Annotated in this window: 22 protein-coding genes; 7 read left to right on the forward strand and 15 right to left on the reverse strand. The window is 62.4% G+C overall.

Annotation, left to right across the window (positions count from 1 at the left end):
- Positions 1-513: 513 nt before the first annotated feature.
- Entirely contained in the window at positions 514-1,080 is a 567-nt protein-coding gene (locus KI613_RS06060) for an FxDxF family PEP-CTERM protein (RefSeq protein ID WP_226404296.1), read from the reverse strand.
- Positions 1,077-1,367 (reverse strand): PEP-CTERM sorting domain-containing protein, encoded by a 291-nt coding sequence (locus tag KI613_RS06065; protein ID WP_226404297.1) that lies wholly within the window; start codon positions 1,365-1,367, stop codon positions 1,077-1,079. Before KI613_RS06065 ends, KI613_RS06060 begins: the two co-directional genes overlap by 4 nt.
- Positions 1,368-1,721: 354 nt before the next feature.
- On the opposite strand from KI613_RS06065, the gene KI613_RS06070 reads away from it, so the two are divergent.
- The 4 genes from KI613_RS06070 to KI613_RS06085 all read left to right on the forward strand — a co-directional run bounded on the left by KI613_RS06070 (position 1,722) and on the right by KI613_RS06085 (position 3,922).
- On the forward strand, positions 1,722-2,012 hold the full coding sequence (locus tag KI613_RS06070) for a hypothetical protein (RefSeq protein ID WP_226404298.1): 291 nt from the start codon (positions 1,722-1,724) through the stop codon (positions 2,010-2,012).
- Entirely contained in the window at positions 2,009-2,851 is an 843-nt protein-coding gene (locus KI613_RS06075) for an alpha/beta fold hydrolase (RefSeq protein WP_226404299.1), read from the forward strand. Before KI613_RS06070 ends, KI613_RS06075 begins: the two co-directional genes overlap by 4 nt.
- 129 nt (positions 2,852-2,980) lie before the next feature.
- Positions 2,981-3,418, forward strand: a complete 438-nt coding sequence (locus KI613_RS06080; protein ID WP_226404300.1) for a DUF1772 domain-containing protein — start codon at positions 2,981-2,983, stop codon at positions 3,416-3,418.
- 198 nt (positions 3,419-3,616) lie between these two features.
- Positions 3,617-3,922 (forward strand): high-potential iron-sulfur protein, encoded by a 306-nt coding sequence (locus tag KI613_RS06085; protein WP_226404301.1) that lies wholly within the window; start codon positions 3,617-3,619, stop codon positions 3,920-3,922.
- 139 nt (positions 3,923-4,061) lie between these two features.
- On the opposite strand, the gene KI613_RS06090 is transcribed toward KI613_RS06085, so the two are convergent.
- The 9 genes from KI613_RS06090 to hemP all read right to left on the reverse strand — a co-directional run bounded on the left by KI613_RS06090 (position 4,062) and on the right by hemP (position 10,856).
- A complete protein-coding gene (locus KI613_RS06090) occupies positions 4,062-5,453 on the reverse strand; it encodes a 4Fe-4S binding protein (RefSeq protein WP_226404302.1) in 1,392 nt (463 codons plus the stop codon).
- Complete coding sequence (locus KI613_RS06095; RefSeq protein ID WP_226404303.1) at positions 5,446-6,249, reverse strand: FTR1 family iron permease; 804 nt, start codon at positions 6,247-6,249, stop codon at positions 5,446-5,448. The genes KI613_RS06090 and KI613_RS06095 overlap by 8 nt, the downstream gene beginning before the upstream one ends.
- 51 nt (positions 6,250-6,300) lie before the next feature.
- On the reverse strand, positions 6,301-6,633 hold the full coding sequence (locus tag KI613_RS06100) for a cupredoxin domain-containing protein (RefSeq protein WP_226404304.1): 333 nt from the start codon (positions 6,631-6,633) through the stop codon (positions 6,301-6,303).
- Between the two features lie 9 nt (positions 6,634-6,642).
- Positions 6,643-8,151 carry a carbohydrate porin gene (locus tag KI613_RS06105; RefSeq protein WP_226404305.1) on the reverse strand — a complete coding sequence of 503 codons (1,509 nt, stop codon included), beginning with the start codon at positions 8,149-8,151 and terminating at the stop codon, positions 6,643-6,645.
- Between the two features lie 2 nt (positions 8,152-8,153).
- Positions 8,154-8,699, reverse strand: coding sequence for an iron transporter (locus KI613_RS06110; protein ID WP_226404306.1), 546 nt, complete (start codon positions 8,697-8,699; stop codon positions 8,154-8,156).
- Positions 8,700-8,775: 76 nt separating this feature from the next.
- Entirely contained in the window at positions 8,776-9,201 is a 426-nt protein-coding gene (locus KI613_RS06115; protein ID WP_226404307.1) for an ExbD/TolR family protein, read from the reverse strand.
- A 1-nt stretch (position 9,202) separates the two neighbouring features.
- A complete protein-coding gene (locus KI613_RS06120) occupies positions 9,203-9,937 on the reverse strand; it encodes a MotA/TolQ/ExbB proton channel family protein (protein ID WP_226404308.1) in 735 nt (244 codons plus the stop codon).
- Position 9,938: 1 nt separating this feature from the next.
- Positions 9,939-10,580, reverse strand: a complete 642-nt coding sequence (locus tag KI613_RS06125; RefSeq protein ID WP_226404309.1) for an energy transducer TonB — start codon at positions 10,578-10,580, stop codon at positions 9,939-9,941.
- A 99-nt stretch (positions 10,581-10,679) separates the two neighbouring features.
- A complete protein-coding gene (gene hemP / locus KI613_RS06130; RefSeq protein ID WP_226404310.1) occupies positions 10,680-10,856 on the reverse strand; it encodes a hemin uptake protein HemP in 177 nt (58 codons plus the stop codon).
- Between the two features lie 318 nt (positions 10,857-11,174).
- Between hemP and KI613_RS06135 the strand changes: the two genes are divergently transcribed.
- From KI613_RS06135 to KI613_RS06145, 3 genes are all read left to right on the forward strand, one after another.
- Positions 11,175-13,382: a TonB-dependent receptor gene (locus KI613_RS06135; protein ID WP_226404311.1), complete on the forward strand. Its 2,208-nt coding sequence runs from the start codon at positions 11,175-11,177 to the stop codon at positions 13,380-13,382.
- Between the two features lie 104 nt (positions 13,383-13,486).
- Positions 13,487-14,623, forward strand: coding sequence for a DUF1513 domain-containing protein (locus KI613_RS06140; protein WP_226404312.1), 1,137 nt, complete (start codon positions 13,487-13,489; stop codon positions 14,621-14,623).
- A gap of 118 nt (positions 14,624-14,741) precedes the next feature.
- A complete protein-coding gene (locus tag KI613_RS06145; protein WP_226404313.1) occupies positions 14,742-16,748 on the forward strand; it encodes an ATP-binding protein in 2,007 nt (668 codons plus the stop codon).
- On the opposite strand, the gene KI613_RS06150 is transcribed toward KI613_RS06145, so the two are convergent.
- The 4 genes from KI613_RS06150 to KI613_RS06165 all read right to left on the reverse strand — a co-directional run bounded on the left by KI613_RS06150 (position 16,745) and on the right by KI613_RS06165 (position 20,949).
- Positions 16,745-18,061 carry a DUF2325 domain-containing protein gene (locus tag KI613_RS06150; RefSeq protein WP_226404314.1) on the reverse strand — a complete coding sequence of 439 codons (1,317 nt, stop codon included), beginning with the start codon at positions 18,059-18,061 and terminating at the stop codon, positions 16,745-16,747. The two genes, KI613_RS06145 and KI613_RS06150, sit on opposite strands and share 4 nt — an antisense overlap.
- A 137-nt stretch (positions 18,062-18,198) precedes the next feature.
- A complete protein-coding gene (locus tag KI613_RS06155) occupies positions 18,199-18,672 on the reverse strand; it encodes a hypothetical protein (RefSeq protein ID WP_226404315.1) in 474 nt (157 codons plus the stop codon).
- On the reverse strand, positions 18,656-18,865 hold the full coding sequence (locus tag KI613_RS06160; RefSeq protein WP_226404316.1) for a hypothetical protein: 210 nt from the start codon (positions 18,863-18,865) through the stop codon (positions 18,656-18,658). The genes KI613_RS06155 and KI613_RS06160 overlap by 17 nt, the downstream gene beginning before the upstream one ends.
- A gap of 266 nt (positions 18,866-19,131) precedes the next feature.
- Positions 19,132-20,949: a DEAD/DEAH box helicase gene (locus KI613_RS06165; RefSeq protein ID WP_226404317.1), complete on the reverse strand. Its 1,818-nt coding sequence runs from the start codon at positions 20,947-20,949 to the stop codon at positions 19,132-19,134.
- Between the last annotated feature and the right edge of the window lie 170 nt (positions 20,950-21,119).

The raw sequence follows: 21,119 nt of genomic DNA on the forward strand, positions 1-21,119 counted from the left end.
TATGCCATTCAAAAACTTCAGGGAGTTTTGCTAATTTGCCTCGATCGTGAATTACCAGACAAAGAAAACCAGCGTCCACACCGTCGCCATGAGGCCGAACGGCCACAGCATCGCGATCCCGGCATTCCATTTTTTGCCGATTTTTCCGGTTGACCGTAGAACCAGCTGAAAAAGCCAGCCACAGGCTGCCAAGGCAGCCGGCAGTCAGCAGGCCGATGCGAAACCTCTGGGGCAGACCCCTATTATTTAAGGATCGGTTTGCTAGGCTTCCACGGTCAACCGGGGAAAACGGCCAAATTTGAAATGCAAACAACAAACAATAGAGGGTCGAACCGATCTGACCTTCTATTGTTCATTGGTAAATTGCATTTAATTCGACCTGGCCCCTTTGATTCTGCCTTTGATTCAAAATCGGCCAGCCACGGCTGTACGCCTTCACGTAGCGGCTGGACGCGCAGCCCTTCGTCGCGCACAAGCCTCTGGGCGGCTGCTGCCAGCCTGGCAGCAGTATCTTCAGACAAAGGCTGCGCCCGTCGCGCGCCGTTTCGCGAAGCCGGACCACGCTAGTGCGGTGAGGCCCAGCCCTGCTAGCAACAGCGTCGATGGCTCCGGCACTGCCTGCGCCGCGCGGAATTCTGCGGACCCCCCGTAGCCCGCCCCGAAGGTCTCATTGGGTTGGAACGCATAGGCCGTGCCACTGAACCTGAGTTCGTAGTCTCCCCTGCCCAAGAGCAGGGTGTCGAAGTTGACTGATTGCGCCGGAAATCCCTCAGGCATGTATGTCGTCTGCGCGTCGCCGGTGTCGAGCAGCACGCCATCGCTAAACAACTGGCCCCGGAATTCCGCGATGGAGTGACGATTGCTGAAACCCGTGGTCACGAACGACGAGAACATCAAGGGTTCATCAGCAACGATGGCGAAGGTGAAGCGGTCCAGAAATGGGCCCGCGGGCGAATACTGATAGATCTGCCACGACAGCGGCGCCACGATTTCGCCCATATCTACCGTGACGGCCTGCGCTGAGCCGCAGGCGAAGAGGAAACACCCGAGCCACCGCCGGGCCGCTGAATACGACATCATGGTTTGCCTCCTTCTCTGTACAGCCGTTCGACCGACGACCTTGAAGCAGCCGCTGGCCCCGGCCCGTGCCACCGCCCGAACTTGGCGCCCTCGACGTGCGGCGCCGCCAGGAGCGCCAGGCCTGGCAGGATCAGCGCGTATGTCGAGGGTTCGGGCACTTCGTTCAACGCGTGCGTGGCGAACTGCCGGACGTCAACCCTCATCGATAGCGCGGTGCGGCTGTCGATCAGGCTCGCAACCATCCTCGGTTGCCGGGTCGGATCGAAGTGCAGCGTCGTCATGTTCATGGCCTCACAATGTCACGCCGGTCAGTGCGACACTGTTCGGCAACACACACAGCAAAAGGGGCCAGGTACGAATTTTTCTGACGGTCGATGTCGTGGATGGTGTCGAGCTTCCAGTCCTTGACCTCCAGCACCAGCAAGCCGCGGCGCGGGTTGAAAACCACAAAGTAGGGATGCACATTGCGCGGCCCAACCTGCCACAGCCTCGCCGGCCCGGCATTCTATTTTTGGCTGTTTTTTCCAGTTGACCGTAGAACCTGCTGGAATGCCCTCGATTCCGTGCGCTGCCGAACGGAACAAAGCTGGCGCCCGGCGCATGGTGGCGCCGATGCCGAACCTTTCCTGATTGAGATATCAATGTTCATCGGACGCTATGGCCCCGCCCTGGCGATCAAGGCGATTCGGCCGGCAATTCCTGTTTGGCTGCTATTCGTCGCGGTCCAACTGGTGGATGTCGGTTGGGCTGTTTTGGTTCTGCTTGGCGTCGAGAAACTGCGAATTGTTCCGGGGATAACAGCTTCAAACCCGCTCGGCCTTTACTACATGCCCTGCACCCACAGCCTGGCTGCCGTTGCCCAGTGGCTCGATCGGCAGCGGAAGCCTGCGATCACCCGGCCATGTTTTTACGTGGGACAACCATCACCATGACCATCGCAGCAACCGACACCACAACTCACTACCTGTCACGCCCTGGCGGACGTATCGCCTATTCCCTGGTCGGCGAAGGCCCGCTTGTCATCTGCCTTCCCGGCATGGGTGACGTGCGCTCGGTCTATCGATTTCTCGCGCCGGCCCTTGCCGGGGCGGGTTACCGGGTGGCTACCATGGACCTGCGCGGCCACGGTGACAGCGACGTGAGTTTCGATGTCTACGACGATGTCGCCGCCGGTGGCGATCTCATCGCGCTGGCCGAACACCTCGGTGGACAGGCCATCCTCGTCGGCAACTCCATGGGCGCCGGGGCGGCATGTTGGGCGGCGGCCGAAGCGCCCGGGCTGACGACCGGCCTGGTGTTGATCGGCCCATTCGTGCGTCAGCCGAAAACCAACCCGTTCAGCAAGCTATTGCTTCGCCTGGCCTTGCTCCGCCCTTGGGGCCCGGCGGTCTGGAAAGCCTATTCCCGGATGCTCTATCCGACACGTAGCGGGGCCGAGTACGAGGCGCACTTCGCCGAGGCCGCCCGGCATTTACGGCAGCCCGGCCACTGGGCTGCGTTTCAGAAGATCACGCAGATCTCGCACGATCCCGCCGAGGCGAGCCTCGGCAAGGTGCGTGCGCCGACGTTTGTCGTCATGGGAGAAAAGGACCGGGATTTCGCCGATCCGTCCGCAGAAGCGCGCTGGATCGCTGACCGTCTGAGCGGCGAGGTGCTGATGGTGCCAGGCGCCGGCCACTACCCGCAGGCCGAGTTTCCGGAGATTGTTTCGCCGGCGGTGATCGCGTTCGTGAGGCGAATCACGCCGTCAGTCGCAAGAACGCGGGCATGACCAATTGTCCGGGACCAAGCGCGTATTCGCCCGCGGTGTTGGCAACTTGGTGTGGGCCGTTCAATCCCGGAAAGCCCGAATACTTTGCCGCACTGATGCAGGCGGCAAAGAACTGACAGGAGACATCGCATGCTACAAACAGCTCAGTTTCTAGCCACCTTGTGCGCTACCTTGTTCGCCGGTGCCGCCATCTACATCAATCTCGTCGAGCATCCCGCGCGCATGGGGCTCGGCACGAAAGCCGCCGCAACCGAGTGGGCGCCGAGCTACAAGCGGGCAACGGTGATGCAGGCCTCCCTGGCGGTCCTCAGTTTTATTTCGGGCTTCGTGGCGTGGCTGCTCGGCGGTGGCTTCGGATGGCTTGCCGGTGGGATTCTCATTGGCCTGGTGGTGCCATTCACGTTCGCCGCCATCATGCCTGTCAACGACGCACTGCTTGCCCCGGGCCGCGATCTCGCCTCGCCCGAAACGCGCAAGCTGCTGGAAAGGTGGGCAAGGCTGCACGCCGTGCGCAGCGGATTGGGTCTTATGGCATCGGTCGTCTATGTGGCCATGTCGCTTGGCTAAGGCTAACCAGGGTTACGACGCAAAGCGCAAAAAACGACCAAAAAAGCAACGCTGGCCATGCTCAATAGTGTGCGGTGCATCCACGGGGCTGCTTTTACTTGTAGCAGCATCTTCAATCACTTGGTGCGTTAGCGCACAGTGGCATGTGACCCCGGCTGCTAATTTGGAAGCCCGTTGATGTTCGCAAAGGAGATTGTCATGGAAAAAATGAATCCATCGCGCCGCAATGTTTTCCGCGCTGCTCTAGCTACTGGCTGCATGCTGTGCGTGCCGGCGGCTTTCGCTGCCGATGACCCGAAGAAAAGCACGAAACCCACGCCTGGAGACGGCTCATCCCAGGTGAAAAAAGTTACACAGGCGACTGTGCAATATCAGCCAAAACCAAAGGGTGAGCAAAAATGTGCCCTATGCACGAACTTCATTCCTGAGTCGAATACCTGCAAACTGGTTGAGGGGAAAATCAGTCCAGACGGCTGGTGTACCTTGTGGGCCAAGAAAGTCTGAATATCGTCACGCCGGGATGGGCACTCAAGAGCCCACCGGCCAAGTCGGGGCGGATCGGTAGTAAACAGTGTTGACCAGCCGCTGGCTGGCGGCATGCAGCCCCAATCGGATAAAAGGGGGCTGCTTGGTGGTGGGTGGTTTACCAGACAAAGAAAACCAGCGTCCACACCGTCGCCATCAGCCCGACCGGCCACAGCATCGCCAGCCCGGCAGTCCATTTTTGGCCGATTTTTCCGGTTGACCGTAGAACCAGCTGCAAAGCCAGCCACAAGCTGCCGAGGCAGCCGGCGGTCAGCAGTCCGATGCGGAAATACGGCAGCCAGCCTAGCCACAGGTGTTCGGCTTTCAAATGGGTGACGGTGAGCATCGACAGGCCGAGGATGACGCTCGCGGCGGCGAGCGGGGTCAGGGCGAGGGTGAAGCGTTGCCAGTTCAGGTGTTCGGTTTTGAGCAATCTGGCGGCGAGGGCCGGGCCGATCAGGAGCAGGCTGCCGAGCAGGAAGCCGCCGCCGAGCAGGTAGGCGAGGATCAGCGCGCCGTCGAGCCAGGTAAACAGGTCGCTGGCTTCCGGGTAGTGGGTGAGCAGCCACCACGGCACGTCGTTGTCGAGCAGGGCGAAGTGGTCGTGGTCGACGAGCCAGTCGGCGGCGGCCAGTTTGGCGCTGAGCAACCAGGGGCTGAGCGTCCATTGGAAGGCGGCGGTAGCGACGCCAAGCACGCCGTAGACGAGCGTTAGCGCATCGGGCGTGCGGGCCGGGTTGTTGAAGTCGAGGATTTCGCTGAACGGCGAGCGGGCCGAGTAGGTGACGGCGTCGCGCTGGCCGGCGCAGCGGCCGCAGCTGTGGCACTCGGAGGCGCTGGTCATGCGGCGGACGTCGAGCAGCGGGGCGCAATTGACCGGTTCGAAGTCACCTTGATACTTGTCCCAGGCGTCGCGGTCGACCTTGTAGTGGAGCGGGGCGATCTTGGCCAGCACGGCGAAAACGCCCGAGGCCGGGCACAGGTAGCGGCACCAGATGCGCTTTTCGCGGCCGTAGAGCAGGCCGATGACGATGGCCGCAATGGTCGAGCCGCCGAGGACCAGCAACGCCGCTTGCGGGTATTCGTAAACGCTGACCAGCTGGCCGTAAACCGTGGTCATCACGAAGGCGACGAAGGGCCAGCCGGTCCATTTGAGCCAGCGCGGCAGCGCCTTGCCCCGGCCGTACTGGCTGACCCATTCGGAAATGGCGCCTTCCGGGCAGAACAGGCCGCACCAGACGCGGCCCATGGTCACCGTGGCGATCATGACGCCGGGCCACCAGAGGCCCCAGAAGCAGAATTGAGCGAACAGCCGGAGGTTGTCCCAGATGTGTTGGTCTTCGGCTGGCAAAGGCAAAAACGCCGGGATGATGACCATCGCGGCGTAGAGGACGACGATGACCCACTGGACGGCGATGATGGACCGGCGATTGTTCCTGAGAAAAAGGCCGATTTTTGCCACCCGGCTTTGCGGGCGGCTGGCGTGGAACTGGATGACGTGTTCAGCCACGGCCGGTCCTCCGCCAGGCGAAGAGCACGACGCCCCAGTAGGCGACCCAGACGAGCAGGCTGCTCAGGGCCGGGCGGGCGCGGTATCCGGAGAAGTCGGCGAGCAGTTTGCCGCCCTTGGTGGTGTCGTCGATCAACATCGAGGTGTCCCACACCGGATCGAGCAGTGGCGGCAGGTAGCCGGCGCCGATCAGGCGGTCGATGGCGGCGATGAGCAGGGCCGAGGCCAGCACCAGCAGCAGGATGGACGACAGGCGCAGGAGCAGGGCGATGTTGAGTCGGGCCAGACTTTTCGCAGCCAGCCAGGCGGTCGCCCAGGCGCCGGTAAAACCAGCCAGGGCGCCGACCCAGAGCGGTGTCAGGTCACCTTCCTGGGCCATGCCATAAAGGAAGATCACCGTCTCCGCGCCTTCACGGGCGACGGCGAGCGCGGCCACCACGGCGACGCCGAAGTAGCCCGAGCGTTCGCGGGCGGCGGCCAGGTCGGCATGCAGCCGGGCCTTCATCGTCCGGCCATGCTTGCGCATCCACAGCACCATCTGGGTGATCAGCCCGGCGGCGACGAAGAGCGTGGCGGTCTGGAAGATTTCCAGCGCCTCGCCAGTCAGCTCGTCCTGCACCGTGAGCAGCGCCCAGCCGAGCAGCAGGGCTAGCCCGACGCCGGCGCCGAGGCCGATGAACAGGGCGCGCTTGCCCTTGCCGGTCGTGTCGTTGGCCTGCAACCAGGCGTAGAGAATGCCGGCGATCAGGAAAGCTTCGAGGCTTTCGCGCCAGACGACAAAAAATGCGTTACCCATGCTGTGCTCCGTGCTTGCTGGCTATTTATAGATTTGGCTGGCTGGCGGTTATTACTTGGCGACGATTTTTCCCTGCCCGGTTTCCGGATGAAAATCGTCAAAGAACTTGTACGTCCCCGGTTTCATCGGGAAAAACACGAGGTTGCGTGTCACGCCGGGGGCGAGGACCAGTTCCTTCTTCAATTCAAGGCTCTCGAATTCCGCCGCGCCCGGCCCTTCATTCTTCACCTCCAGCCGAAAGCGCGTCATGGCCGGCACTTCCAGCGTTTCCGGGTGGAGACGACCATCCTTCATGAGCAGCTTGATGGTCGGCATGTCGTCGGCCGATGCCACGGTCAACTGGAAAAAAAGGCTAAAAATGAAAAGCAGGCGGGCGGTTTTCATGAGCGTTCCTTAATAAGCGATGTTGGCCCGCAGGGCGAAGACCTTGACCGACTTGGCGTCACCATTGCCGCCGCCGTTGCTGACGAACTGGAAGTCAGGCGACAGCTCGAACTGCGGCGAAATGCGGTAGCGGTAATAGACTTCGGCCAGTTTTTCGGCGCCGCGTGGCGTGAAGGTGAAGGCGGTCTGGGTCTGCAATTCGTCCAGGTAGGTGGTGACCGGAGCACTGCGATAGCCCTTGCCGGCCTGCAGCCAGGCGCCGGCAATGCCCAGGCTGTCCGCCCCGCGGCCCCAGTAGCTGCCGGAAAACTCGGCGCCGAGCGTGGCCGCCTGGTTGAACGGCAGTTCGCCATCGATCAGCTTGCCGTAGCGGGCGAAGAGCTTGATGCCATCGCCAACGCGCTGGTCGACCGAGACGCCGACGCCGGTGTGCTTGGTCAGCGTGCCGTCGAAATCCGTGCCCTGGCTGCGGTTCCAGCCGTAGACCCGGTAATTGCCGGTCAGACCGCCGAACAGCTTGAGTTGTGTTTCGGCCTGCACCATGAGCAGCGGCGAGGTCAGGCTGCGCTGGTAGTTGGCGCCCTTGTCGCCGGCGCCGAAGAGGCCAACCGACAGACGCCACGGCTGCATCTTGTCGACGTAATTCAGATAAGAGGCGACAAAGCCCGGCTGGAAACCATTGGCATCGACGCCGACTTCGCCGGCAGCGTCGAGCAGCGGGTTATGGACGAAGACGGAATTGAGGAACTGCTTGGCCTCGTCGCCGGCCGCGGCGTTCTGGTCGAAGAAGCCGAAGATGTCCATCTTGCCGAAAGTCAGCTCCAGTGTTTCGCGGGAATAAGGCTTGAAGCCGAGGAAGGGCAGCGGAATTGCCGCCTGATACCAGGCCTGACCGAGGATGGTCACCGAGTCGTCCGGGCTGCTGCCCGAGGCGCGGAAGGCCAGCGCATTCGGCGCGCTGGCGAAATGGCCGAGGCGCGAGAAAGCGGCGTTGAGGCCGAGGCCCTGACCCATGCGCAGATGGGCGAACAGCTTGTGGTCGATGTCGCCAATCGGCGCCAGCGGCAGTTCGACCGAGACGTCGGCCCGGTAGTTGAGCTGGGCGCTGCCGTTCTCGATATCTTTCGGCAGCCCGGAGGCAAACTGGCCGACCGTGGCCAGCGAGGCGCCAACCTTGATGCCTTCGAGACCTTCGGCGATCCTGGCGGCCTTCTTCATGCCCAGCGCGTCCTTCTCGACGGCCTTGAGGCGCACCGTCAATTCCGGCTCGCTTTCGGAAAGACGCGGGCTGTCGAGGCCCTTGGCGATCTCGTCGCTCTCGGTCTTGAGCGTCTTGACCTGCTTTTCCATCTCGACGTTGCGTGCTTCCAGCTTCTTTTCCAGCTCGGCATTGCGAGCTTCGAGCTTTTCGAGCCGGGCAGTCAGCTTATTCAGCAACTCGACTTCCTTGGGGCCGGCCAGCGCGGGCATGGCCAGCCCCGCCACGACCAGCGCAGCGGTGATTTTGGCGAGTTTCATGATCAGTAACCGCCTTTTTTACCGATGCCGACGTAGGTGAATTCGTACTCGACTTCAAACGGCTTGAACCACGGGCGAACGCCGGTGGCGCGGTCGGTGTGGCGACCAAAATGCGAATGCGGATTGGCCGACGGCGGCAGGATGGTGTATTTCACCTTGTACTTGCCCGGGCCGGCCAGCTTGACGTTGTCGCCGTAGTGCGGGCCGTCGTTGGCAACCATCGGCATGAAATCGCCGGCGATCTTGAAGTCGCCGCCAATCTTGGAAACCTCGAACTTGATGGCCAGGTAAGGCATCCAGGCGCCTTCCTCGAAACCGTTCGGGTTGTTGGCTAGGGCGTGAATGTCGGCTTCGAGGTGAATGTCGGATTCGGCGGCCTTCTTCATCATGCCTTCCGGTTCCATTTCGACCGGCTGCAGATAAACGGCGGCGATTTCCATGCCGTTGCGCTGCTGCGGCACGCCGATGGGGTATTCAAGGGCCAGGGCCGGAGCGGCCAGGGCAGCGGATAAAGCCAGTGCGGAAACGATTTTCTTGATGCTCAGCATTTTTATGACTCCCTGGTTTCTCTGGCTGGCTGGGCATACGCGTGGCTGGCTTGAGGATGGTTTTAAAGCGAAATTTTTACAGCGGCGCAGCCCCCGGCTGGGTCACGAAACCAATCTTGGTCAGCCCGGCCCGACGGGCCGCGCTCATCGTTTCGGCCACCGTTTCGTAGCGCGTCGCGCGGTCGGCCCGCAGGTGCATTTCGACCTTGGCGTCCTGCGCCACGGCATCGCGGAAACGGCTTTCGAGGCCGCCTTGGTCAACCGCCTCGGTGGCGACAAAAACATGGTTGTCGGCATCAATGCTGACCTGCAACGTCAGGGGCTTTTCCGGCGATGGCGTGCTCGAGGCGCGCGGCAGGTCGACCGGCACCTGATGCGTCATGAGCGGTGCCGTGATGATGAAAATGATCAGCAAAACCAGCATCACATCGACCAGCGGCGTCATGTTGATTTCCGCCGTCGGCATCTGGTGGTTCTGCGCGTTGAAGCTGCCCATGGCCATGTTATGCCGCCTCCGTCGCAACGCGGGCGCGCATCGGGTGGATCTGCGCGCTGTTGGCGACAAACGGTTTGCCGACCGTGAAGAAGGCATGCAGGTCGTGGGCGAAGGCGTCGAGATCGGCCAGAATGACCCGATTGGCGCGGGTGAAGGCGTTGTAGGCGAAGACGGCGGGCAGCGCGACGGCGAGGCCGGCGGCGGTCATGATCAGCGCCTCGCCGACCGGGCCGGCGACTTTCTCGAGCGCCGCCTGACCGGACAGGCCGATGGCGAGCAGCGCATGGTAAATACCCCAGACGGTGCCGAGCAGGCCGACGAAAGGCGCCGTGGCGCCGGTCGTGGCAAGCAGGGTCAGGCCGTTTTCCATGCCGGCCTGGGTGGTCGAAAGCTGCTGACGCAGGGCGCGTTCCATCTGCTCAGCCGGATCGAAGCGCGAGGCGAGGCGGCCGGGGGCGGCTTCGCAATCGTTATTGCAGCCGTTGGCTTGCGTCGCCAGTTGGGCGTAAGGGCTGTCGGCGCCAGCCTGATTGAGCAGGGCGATGCCATCGCCGACGCTGCTCGCCGACCAGAAGGCGCCGAGCGCCTTGGCCGCCCGGCGCATGTTCCACCAATCAACAGCCTTGGCCAGGATCAGATACCAGCTGATGATCGACATCAGGGCGAGAATGACCGCGACGGCGTGCGAAATGCTGTCGCCGCTGGCCCACAGGTGCGCGAAACCGAACGAATTTTCCTGCATGTTATTGCTCCAATTTGAAAATGATGGGGACCAGTACCCAGCTCTGGACGGCGACATCACCGCGCTTGGCCGGTATGAATTTCCAGTTGCGAACTGTTTTTTGTGCCGACTCGTCGAGGCGCTGGCTGCCTGACGAAGTCCTGATTTCAACGCTGTCAGCGGAGCCCTGCGCATTGACCGAAACGCGCAGCACAACCTTGCCTTCCTCGCCCATGCGGCGGGAGAGCGGCGGGTAGGCGGGGGCCGGGTTCTTCAGGTAATCGGCATCGAAACGGGCCTGGCTGACCGGCTCGGCCGGCGGCGCCACCTGCGCCGGCTTGGCTTCGACCGGCGCAGCAACTACGGCAGCCGGTGCCGGAACAGTGCTCTGGGTCGCCTCGACGACCGGCGCGGCGGCCTTCGGGGCAGGCGTCTGCGGCGTCTTGACCGCTACCGGTTTGGTCATCGGCAAGGGCTTGGCGACCGGTTCTTTCCTGATTTCCTGCGTTTCGAGCAGATCGACGACAAGCGGGATTTCCATGATCTGCGGCACCACCGTTTTGGCCGCCAGGATGAGCAGGAAAACACCGACATGCAGGCCAATGACTGCTGTCAGCAGGCCGCTGCGCTGGAAGGGTGAAGGGCGGGATAGCGTGTAGCTCATGGTCGATTTTTCAGGTTTTGCCGGCTGTCTCGGAAAAAACCCTTGGCTCGCTGGCTTGTGCTGGCTGGCTATGGGAACGAGAGGTGGAACGGAGAGAAACTATTTGGTCAGGATCAGCTTGTTTTCACGCGTTACGCGCAGCAGGTAGCGCTGGCCGGCATGGTCGATCTCGACCGTCGTGGCGCCGCCGAGAATCTTTTCGCTATCGATCCGCGGGCGGGTTTCGGTTTTTTCGGCGGGCAGGGTGGGCTCGGGAGAGGGGGGCTGCGGGTTCATGGTAGGCGCCTATTGCAAACAAGAATTGGTCGCATCTTCTCGTGGATGAGAATTGCTGTCAATTATTATTGCGAATCATTCGCAATCGTATTGATGTGTTGTTGCAAATGCGATACATTCGCATCGACGTTGATCGACTAGCCAGCCGCTTTCCTGCCCGCCATGTCTTGAAGTGCGTTCAAGGGGGCGTCTCCGCGGGTTTTGTCCGACTGTTTTGTCGGCTATCGGCGCGTGACTGTTTCACCCCTCGAACATCTATTGTTCGGCAAGCCAGCCTCCATGCCAGCCAGCCATTTCTGACTCGACAGAGGATCGCTTGTGAAAAATAACTATCCGAAAATTCAGGTGCGTGGGGTATCGCCTGCACCGTTCCGTGGCGGGCGACATGCCGGCCTGTTGCCGCTGGGGGCGGCTGTCGTTGCCGGTTTGCTCGGTGTGGCGGATGCGTCAGCAGCCGAGGAACAGACGCTGGCGCCGGTCACCGTCAAGGCGACCGCCGAGCAGCAGGACGGTTATCGGGCAAGCAAGACGCGCGTCGGCAAGGTGGTGCAGGATCCGCATGATGTGCCGCAGGCGATCACGACCATTACCCGGTCATTGATGGAAGAGCAGGAGGCCAATTCGCTGCGCGAGGCGTTGCGCAACGTCTCCGGCCTCTCGTTCAACGCCGCCGAGGGCGGCCGTTCCGGCGACAACATGATGTTGCGCGGCTTTTACACCTTTGGCGACATGTACCTCGATGGCATCCGCGATACCGCCCAGTACAACCGCGAGGTGTTCAACACCGAGCAGGTCGATGTCCTGCGCGGCGCGGCGGCCATGCTGTTCGGGCGCGGTCAGGCTGGCGGCGTGATCAATCAGGTGAGCAAGACGCCGATGCTGTATGGCATCAACAAGGCCAGCATCGGCATCGGCAGCAATGAATATTTTGAAGCGAAGGCTGATTTGAATCAGCGGATTAGCGATAACACGGCGTTTCGCATCAACTTCATGACGCGCGACGAGGGCAGTTCGCGGAGCAACCCGGTGACCGGAACGACGCCGGAAATCCATCGTCAGGGTTTTGCCCCGAGCATTTCCTTCGGTCTGGGAACGGCCCATGAAGTGACCTTGAGTCACTTGTATCTGGCTACTCAGGACCGGGCAGATTACGGCGTGCCGTTCGACAGCGCGACCAAGCGCCCGAATCAAAGTTACGCCAAGTCAGGCGCCTACTGGGGCGTCGATGGGACCTTCGACGACAGCGAAACCAACATCACGACCCTCAACTACCTGTTCACGCTGTCGCCGGATACCCAGTGGCGGACGGTGCTTCGTTCGAGCAACTACAAGCGTTCGTACTGGGCCTCGGCGCCGGGCAGTGCAGCGTCGTTTGCCACCGGTGGCAGCGCCAAGACGCGGCAGACGGATACCGACAATCTGCTCATTCAGAGCGATCTCAATACGCGCTTCAACCTCCTCGGCATGAAGCACGAGCTGGTCACCGGCGTTGAATATCTGAAGGAAGAGGCCAAGCGCTGGGCTCTGGCGAATGTCGGCAACAGCGGGATCTACTTTAAGGATGTGGTCGGCTTCACCAACAGCGTGACTGGCCAACTGATCGACACGCGACCGGCCAATACCTATCAGGGCGAAACCTTCAGCGCCTATGTTCAGGATGCGGTGGAATTCATTCCGGACTGGAAACTGACCGGCGGTATTCGTCGCGACGAAATGCGCTCGGACTACGTGACTGTCGCCCGGACTGTCCCAGCGACAATGACGACGACGGCGTATTCCGGCGACTTTGGCGAGAACAGCTACCGCGTCGGCCTGTCCTGGCAGCCACGGGCCGATTCGCACTACTACCTGGGATGGAGCGACTCGTTCAGCCCGACGGCGGACCTGTACCAGCTTTCCGGCAGCCAGTATCCGGCTGAGCGCTCGGCAGTGACCGAGCTGGGCGCTAAGTGGCTGCTGCTCGACGGCAACCTGGCTTTCCGCGCGGCGCTCTACCACGCCGTCAAGGAGTGGGAGCGCAATACCGATCTCGAGTCGACGGCATCCATTTTGACCAGGAAGCGTCAGTCGGACGGCTTGGAACTGGAACTGGCCGGTCGTATCACCGACGAATGGGAAGTCTTTGGCGGCCTGTCACTGATCGACGCTGAAATTCTCGAAGTGGCGCCGGGCAATGGCAATCCGAACTTCGTCGGCCAGCAGCCACGCAATACCCCGAAGACGACCGTCAACCTGTGGACCACCTATCGCCTGCCGATGGGCTTCAAGGTCGGCGGCGGTGCGGAGTACAAGAGCAAGCGCTACGGCGCCGCGCCGACCGGCACAGCTGCGTTCAACCCGAACAACGTGCCGTCCTATATCCGCTGGGATGCGATGGTCGCCTACGAACAGCCGAAATACGCCGTCAAGTTCAATGTCCAGAACGTCTTCGACAAGCTTTACTACGATTCGCTCTACGACAACGGTGGCTTCGTCGTGCCCGGCCAGGCACGTCGTTTCATCCTGAGCGGCGAGTTCAAGTTCTAAGTTGTGGCCAGCCGGCCCTGTCTGCGGATGGGGCCTTTCATTAACCGGTCGGGGTTTTAATTTTGGGCAAAAAATCCGGTTGACCGTAACAAGTTGAATTGATCATGAAAATGCAACGACGTGAGTTTCTGAAGCTGTTCGGCGCCGTGGCCACCTTGCCGCAGGCCGGTTTTGCCTGGGCGGCGTCAGGGCCGCAAGGCGCCGCGATTGCCGCCGCCTGGCGCGGGCCGAATCCGGGCGATACCTATTACGCCGGCGTGATGACCGCCGACTGGGAGCGCAAGAAGCTTGAAATCCGCCACGCCGCGGCCTTGCCGACGCGCCCGCACGGCCTGACGCCGGAGGCGGATGGCAGCCTGCTGGTGACCGGTGTGCGCCCCGGTGCCTGGCTCATGCGCATTGATCGCGATGGCAAGCAAGTCCAGAAGATCGATCTGGCCGACGAAACATCGAGCGCCCGGCTGAACGGCCACGTCGTCGTCAGCCCGCGTGGCGACGTGATCTACACCACCGAAACCGACATGAAAACCGGGCGCGGCCTGATCGGCGTGCGTGATCGCCAGAGCCTCAAGAAGCTGGCCGAATGGCAGACGCATGGCCAGGAGCCGCACCAGTTGCTGGTCGACGACGCCGGTCATCTGATGGTCGCCAACGGCGGCATCCCGCGCACGGCCGCCGACAAAAAATACGATCTGCACCGTATGGATGCCTCGCTGGTCAGGCTTGACGGCCAGAGCGGCCGCCTGCTCCGCCAATGGACGCTGGATGACCCGCGCCTGAGCCTGCGCCATCTGGCCTGGAGCCACTGGCCGGCGGCCAGCAAGAAATTCCTCGGCGTCGCCATGCAGGCCGAGCACGACGATCCGGCCGCCCGTGCCGCGGCGCCGATTCTCGCCGTGCTCGATGGCGACGATCTGACTATTCCGACCCGGGTCAGCGACGGCGCGGGTTACGCCGGCGACATCGCGCCGGCTTACAACGGCGGATTTGCCCTGTCGAGTAACCAGGTCGGCTTGGCCCAGTTGTGGCATCCGGCCACGCCGGACAAGCTGACGCGCATCGTCGAATTGCAGGAAGCCTATGCCCTGACCGGCTGGGAAGGCCCCAAGCCGGGCGGTGGCGTGCTGGTCTCGACGGCCCTCGGTCTGGTGCGCTGGCACCCGAGCGCCAAGCCGGCCTTGTTACCGTGGCCGGAGAAAATGGCGGTGGATAACCACTGGGTGCTGGTTGACGAGTCCTGAGCCAAGCCAGGCTCAGACCCCCCTTGTCCGGGCCTGGTGTTTGATTTGTTCGGTCATGCCAATTTCATGCTAGATTCAGGATGATTTCATTCCTTTCGAATGGAAGCTGGATTGCATCATGGCTGAAAAAATCTTTTCCGTTCGTTTGGCTATTCTGGCCGCCGCTGTGTGGACGGTCGTCCTGATTCTTTCGATGGTGTGGAATTTCCACAACGTCAGCAATCAGGCCATGGAGATGGCCTACGCCGAGGCGCGTGCCAATCTCAACAAGGACATCACGTTCCGCCGCTGGGGCACCCTGCACGGCGGCGTTTACGTGCCGATCACCGAAACCCAGCAGCCGGTCGAGTGGTTGTCGCACGTGCCGGGGCGGGAAGCGACGACCGCCGACGGGAAAAAACTGACCCTGCTCAACCCGGCCTCCATGCTGCGCCAGATGATGGATCTGTATACGACCGATTACGGCATTCGCGGCCGTATCACCGGGCTGCGCTATCTGAATCCGGGTAATGCCCCGGATGTCTGGGAAAAACGCCAGCTCGAAGCCTTCGTGCGCGGTGAGAAAAAGGAGGTCTGGGAGGTCGAGGCGGTCAATGGCAAACCGTATCTGCGCTACCTGCGGGCGATGATGATGGAGCCGGGCTGCGACAAATGCCATGCCGTTCTGGGTTACAAGACGGGCGACATGCGCGGGGCGACCGGGCTCAATCTGCCCCTGGCGCCCTATTTCGAACAGATCGAACGAACGCGTTTCAATCTGGGCATCAGCCACCTGATCATCTGGCTCATCGGCCTGATCGGCATTGCCTGGGGCGGCTGGATTTCGGCGCGCTGGGGTGCCGAGCGGGAAGCGTCGCGGGCCGAACTGCTGCGCCATCGCGATCATCTCGAGTCCCTGGTTGACGAAAGAACTCAGCAGTTGTCGCACGCCAAGGAAGCCGCCGAGTCGGCCAACCGGGCGAAAAGCGCCTTCCTGGCCAACATGAGCCACGAAGTGCGCACGCCGATGAACGCGATCATCGGCCTGACGCACATGCTGGCCCGGCAGAATGTCGATCCCCGGCAGGTCGAAAACCTGGGCCGCATCAATCAGGCGGCGAATCATCTCCTGGCCTTGCTCGGCGATGTCCTCGACCTGTCGAAAATCGAGGCCGAGCGGCTGACCCTGGAAGAAATGCCCTTCCTGCCTGGGGCGCTTTTCGCCAATGTCGACAGCCTGCTCGGCGAGCGGGCGCAGGCCAAGGGCTTGTGGCTCAGGCGTGAGATCGCGCCGCGCCTGCTCGACATACCGCTCGTTGGCGACGCTTTGCGAATCCAGCAGATCCTGCTCAATCTGGTCAACAACGCCATCAAATTCACCGAGCAGGGCGGCGTCACGGTGCGCGCGGATATCCGCGAGGAGCATGACAGCGACGTGCTGATCGGCATCGAGGTGGTCGATACCGGCATCGGCATCCAGCCCGAGGCGCTGCAACGCGTCTTCGAGCCCTTCGAGCAGGCTGATACGTCGACCACCCGCCAGCATGGCGGCACCGGGCTGGGCCTGGCCATCTGCCGGCAACTGGTCAAATTGATGGGCGGCGATGTTGCCGTGACCAGTGTGCCGGGGCAGGGCAGCACCTTCGCCCTGACGCTGCGCCTGGCCCGGGATTGTGTTCCCGCGGCACCGGCAGGCAAGCGCGATGACGAGGCGGCACAGGCCTTGTCGGCGGCGGAAACGGAGCAGGCTTTGCGGACCCGCTTTGCCGGCGTTCGCGTCCTGCTCGTCGAGGACGACGAAATCAACCAGATGGTTGCCCTCGAGCTGCTCCATGAAGTGCTCGGCTGGCCGGTCGATGTTGCCGAGAATGGCGCCGTGGCGGTCGACAAGGCCGGACAGACCGATTACGACCTGATCCTCATGGATATCCAGATGCCGGTCATGGACGGCCTCAAGGCGACGCGCGCCATCCGCCAGCTGGCTGGGCGCCGGCAGACGCCGATCCTGGCCATGACCGCCAACGCTTTCCAGGAAGACCGCCAGAAGTGCATCGACGCCGGCATGGACGATTTCGTCGCCAAGCCGGTCGAGCCGGAGGTGCTGTTCGCCGTGCTGCTCACGTGGTTGGAGCGGCGCAGCAGTTAAACCTTGGCCGGCAGCGCCGTTTCGCTGCGGTTCTGGTCGATCAGCCGCGAAAGCCCTGAAGCACCGCCATTCTTCATGTACAGGCACGGCTTGCCGGTACGTTTGCATTGCTCCTTCACTCGCCAATAGGCGTTGTGGCTGATGCAGCCGGCCTGGCAGATGACGAGGTCGGCGGCGGCGAGAAAGCCGTCGATGCGATGCAGGCTTTCTTCCAGCCCGCCATCGTGGTGCAGGAAACGGCCGCCACGCTGTTCGACGATCTGGCGATAGCCGTCGATGGAACCGGTACGGCCGCCGACGCAAAGGACGCATTTGCCGGAGAGATTGGCGCCGGCATCTTCCGGTGCCGAGTCCGGGCCAGCGGCCGGGTGCTCGCCGTCGGCCAGCAAGTATTGGATGGTTTCGTCGGCATGTTTGCTCAGGGCCCGCAGGCGGTTGCGTAGGTAGTCGATTTCCCGGCCCTGCTCGCCGGCCTGCGCCGTCAGCGCGCTGGCTCTGGCTTCGGCATCGCTGGCCCGGCGGGCCAGGGCCTGGCGTTCCTTGAGCTCGGGCAGGCTCAGGCGCAACAGGTCAAGCTGGCCAGCCAGGTTGGCGGCATAGGCATCCTTGCAGGCCAGCTCGATGCGCAGTTCGGCGACGCGCTGGCCGAGTTGCTGCGTCTCCCGCGATTTCTCGGCGCGCTGGCTTTCGACTTCATGACGCGCCGCATCGAGTTGTCGGCGCAATTGCGCGTTGTCGGCCTGCAGTGCCTTGAGCATCGAGAGCTCGGCCCGCATGCCGGTGCCGAGCTGGTGCTGGATCATGTGGATGTCGGCGTAGATGTCCTGTTCGAGCAAGGCATCGCAGGCCGGATGCGTCCAGCTTGCCCACAGCGCGGCGGGGAGCTCGATGCCGGTTTGCACCGCGTCGCGCCACAACGTGTGCAAGGTTTCGGCATCCTTGGCTTTGGCAAAGGACCGGATGCTCAGCAGAAAGCGTTTTTCCAGCTGCTTGTGCAGCGCTTCGGCCAGCGCCGTGCGTGTTTCGCAGGCGCCCACCGCCGTCGTGTGCAGCACGAAATCGCTGGTGTCGCGCGGGAACTGGATGTTCTTGGCCATCAGGCCGCGCAGTTCCTCGACGCCAAAACAGACGCCAATGACCGGGCAGTGAAATTTGTGCGGGATGTCCCACAGCTTGCGCCGGCGCGAGCCTAGGCGCGGCGTGCTACCGGCCTCTTCCGGCAGGCTGGGGCGTTGCAGCGTCAGCGTTTCAGGCGGGCTGTGGCGGGTTGGGGCGAAAAATCCGCCGGCGACGTGAAAGGGATGATCGGACATGCTCGGGCTCCTCGGCGATGAATCGCTGGCTGGCCGGGCATCCGGTTGGCTGGCAGAAAAAGTGGTATTTCAATTTTGGCGAAAATTTCCGGTTGACCGTGGGATCGGTGATCCCGGTTCGCCAAGGCTGGTAAATCCTATAACTGCAGGTTGGCTAGCGGGCAGTGAAAGTGCTGGACCAGCGCATCGCGCTCGCCGGCCAGGCGCTCGCATTCGGCGTGGGCGGCGCGGATGGTTTTTTCGAGGTGCCAAACGCGCTGTGCCGCGCTGCTCAAATCGTTGTTCGAGGCGCTGAGTTGCTGAAGCTGATGGCCCAGCTCGATCATCACCTGACCGGATTCAAAATCGGCCAGCCGCTGGCGCTGCGTGGCAACGACTGCTTTGAGTCCGTCGATTTCGTTGAGCTGGGCAATGATCTTGCGGGTTGAAATCGTTGCGCTCCGGCGCTGGGTCTGGCGCGACTGGCGCAAGGCAGAACGCAGGGCGGTGATTTCGGATTCCAGCGCTGCGACGCGTCGGCCGGTTTGGTCGCTCGGCTGCGGGCTGAGGTCGGCCTGCGGATCGCCGTCGTCACGCTCAAGCAGTGCGCGGTTCTTAAGCGGTGCCAGCATGATGGTGCTCCTCGCCTGAATTGAGTCGGTTGCTGGCTCGTTCGCACAGATTGCGGGTGTCGGCATCGATGTCGGCGAGCGCGCCGATGCGGTCGAGCAGACGGGCGGCGTTGAGCGCCGAATGTTGACAGCCGGTTTCGTGATGAATGAGCAGCAGGCTCAAGGCCCCGGCCCACAGTTCGCTGCTTGGCATGGTCGCTCCTTGCCGAAAAATCAGGTTGAAATCCCGGCCAGCAGCAGCCAGAGCAGCAGGCCGGCCAGCGAGGTGTTGAAAAGCAGGCTACGCATGATTGATAAGCCGTTGTTGAGAATGGTTCTCATCATAAAGCCGGGCTGCTAGCTTGTAAATAGGAATAATTATCAAATAGTCGTTTCGCGTATCCGGCAGCGGGCAAACGCCAGACAAGAAAAAGGCCACGGACTTGCCGTGGCCTTGATTGTCTTGCCGCTTAGGCGTGATTAGCGGTCGAAGCTCTTTTTCTTGAAGCTGCGCTCGCCATCGAACTTGCGTTCGGTGCTGGCGCCGCCATCCGGACGACCTTCGTCCGGACGCAGGTTGATCGGCACGCCGCGGACGCGGGTGCGTTTCAGGGCGTTGGACGCTTCGCCCGGCATGCCGGCCGGCAGTTCGACCGTGCTCGATTCATCGTAGAGGGCAATGCGGCCGATGAAGCGGCTTTCGATGCCGGCTTCGTTGGCGATGGCGCCGACGATGTCCTTGACCTGGACGCCGTGATCCCTGCCCACATCGATGCGGTAACGCACCATGTCGCCGCTCGGGGCGGAACGGGCCGGACGTTCTTCACGACGCGGACGTTCGCCACGGTTTTCGAAGCTCGGCTTGTCGCCACGCTCGCTGGAACGCGGCTTGCGCTCGTCACGTTCGCCAAAGCTGCCCGGACGGGGACGGCTGTCACGGCTGTCGAAGGACGGGGCCGGGGCGGGACGCGGGTCTTCACCGGCGATCTGCAGCGGCTTGCCTTCCTGGGCCATCATGGCCAGGGCGGCTGCGACTTCTTCGGCGCCGACATTTTGCTCTTCGGCAATTTGCGAGACGATGTTGGCGAAGAAATCGAGGCCTTCGGCATTAAGCACTTCAACGACCTTTTGCTTGAAGTCGGAAACGCGCTTGTTGGTCACGTCGGCACGGCTCGGCAGGGTCAGCGGCGCGATCGGCGAGCGGGTAGCACGTTCGATCGTGCGCAGCATGCGAATTTCACGCGGTGCGACGAACAGGATGGCGTTGCCGGTGCGGCCGGCGCGGCCGGTACGGCCGATGCGGTGCACATAGGCTTCGGTATCGTACGGAATGTCGTAGTTGACCACGTGGCTGACGCGCGGCACGTCGATGCCGCGGGCGGCGACGTCGGTGGCGATGACGATGTCGAGCGCGCCGGACTTCAACTGCTCGATGACGCGTTCGCGCATCTGCTGGTTGAGGTCGCCGTTCAGGGCGGCGGCAGCGTAACCGCGAGCCGACAGCTTGTCGGCCAGTTCGACGGTGGCGGTCTTGGTGCGGACGAAGATGATGGCGGCATCGAAGTCTTCTTCAACTTCGAGGATGCGGGTCAGGGCGTCCAGCTTGTGCATGCCGGAAACCTGCCAGTAAACCTGACGGATGGCGGCAACGGTGGCGGTAGCCGACTTGATCTTGATTTCGCGCGGTTCGACCAGATACTTCTGGGCGACGCGGCGAATCTGTTCCGGCATGGTGGCCGAGAACAGCGCGGTCTGGTGCTGCGGCGGCGTGCGTTCGAGAATCCATTCGACGTCGTCGATGAAGCCCATGCGCAGCATTTCGTCGGCTTCGTCGAGAACCATGGTCTTCAGGTTGTCGAGGTTGAGCGTCTTGCGCTCGAGGTGGTCCATGACGCGACCCGGGGTGCCGACGATGACGTGGGCGCCGCGCGACAATTGCTTGAGCTGGATGGTGTAGCTCTGTCCGCCATAGATCGGCAGGACATGGAAACCGGGCAGGTTCTTGGCGTAGGTTTGCAGGGCTTCGGCAACCTGGATGGCCAGTTCGCGCGTCGGCGTCAGGATCAGCGCCTGCGGCTTCATCAGCTTGACGTCGATCTGTTCCATGAGAGGCAGGGCGAAGGCGGCGGTCTTGCCGGTGCCGGTCTGGGCCATGCCGATGAGGTCATGACCTTCGAGCAGGACCGGGATACATTGGGCCTGGATCGGCGATGGTGTTTCGTAGCCGATTTCGATCAGTGTTTTGAGTAGCGTTTCGCTTAAGCCGAGATCGGCGAAGCTGTCGGGAGTAGACGACATAGATGCTGTTTCCTTTCATCGTCGCCATTCACATTGTTATAACCGGCGACGGATTGGCCCGATGGTCGGGCGGCCTGGGTGACCCCGACGCAGCCATGCCGGGGAACGAATCAATGGGGTGAATCCTGCACAAGAACCTACGAAACCGGTGGCTGCTCGGAATGACTGCG

Source organism: Ferribacterium limneticum (assembly GCF_020510585.1).
Taxonomy (GTDB): domain Bacteria; phylum Pseudomonadota; class Gammaproteobacteria; order Burkholderiales; family Rhodocyclaceae; genus Azonexus.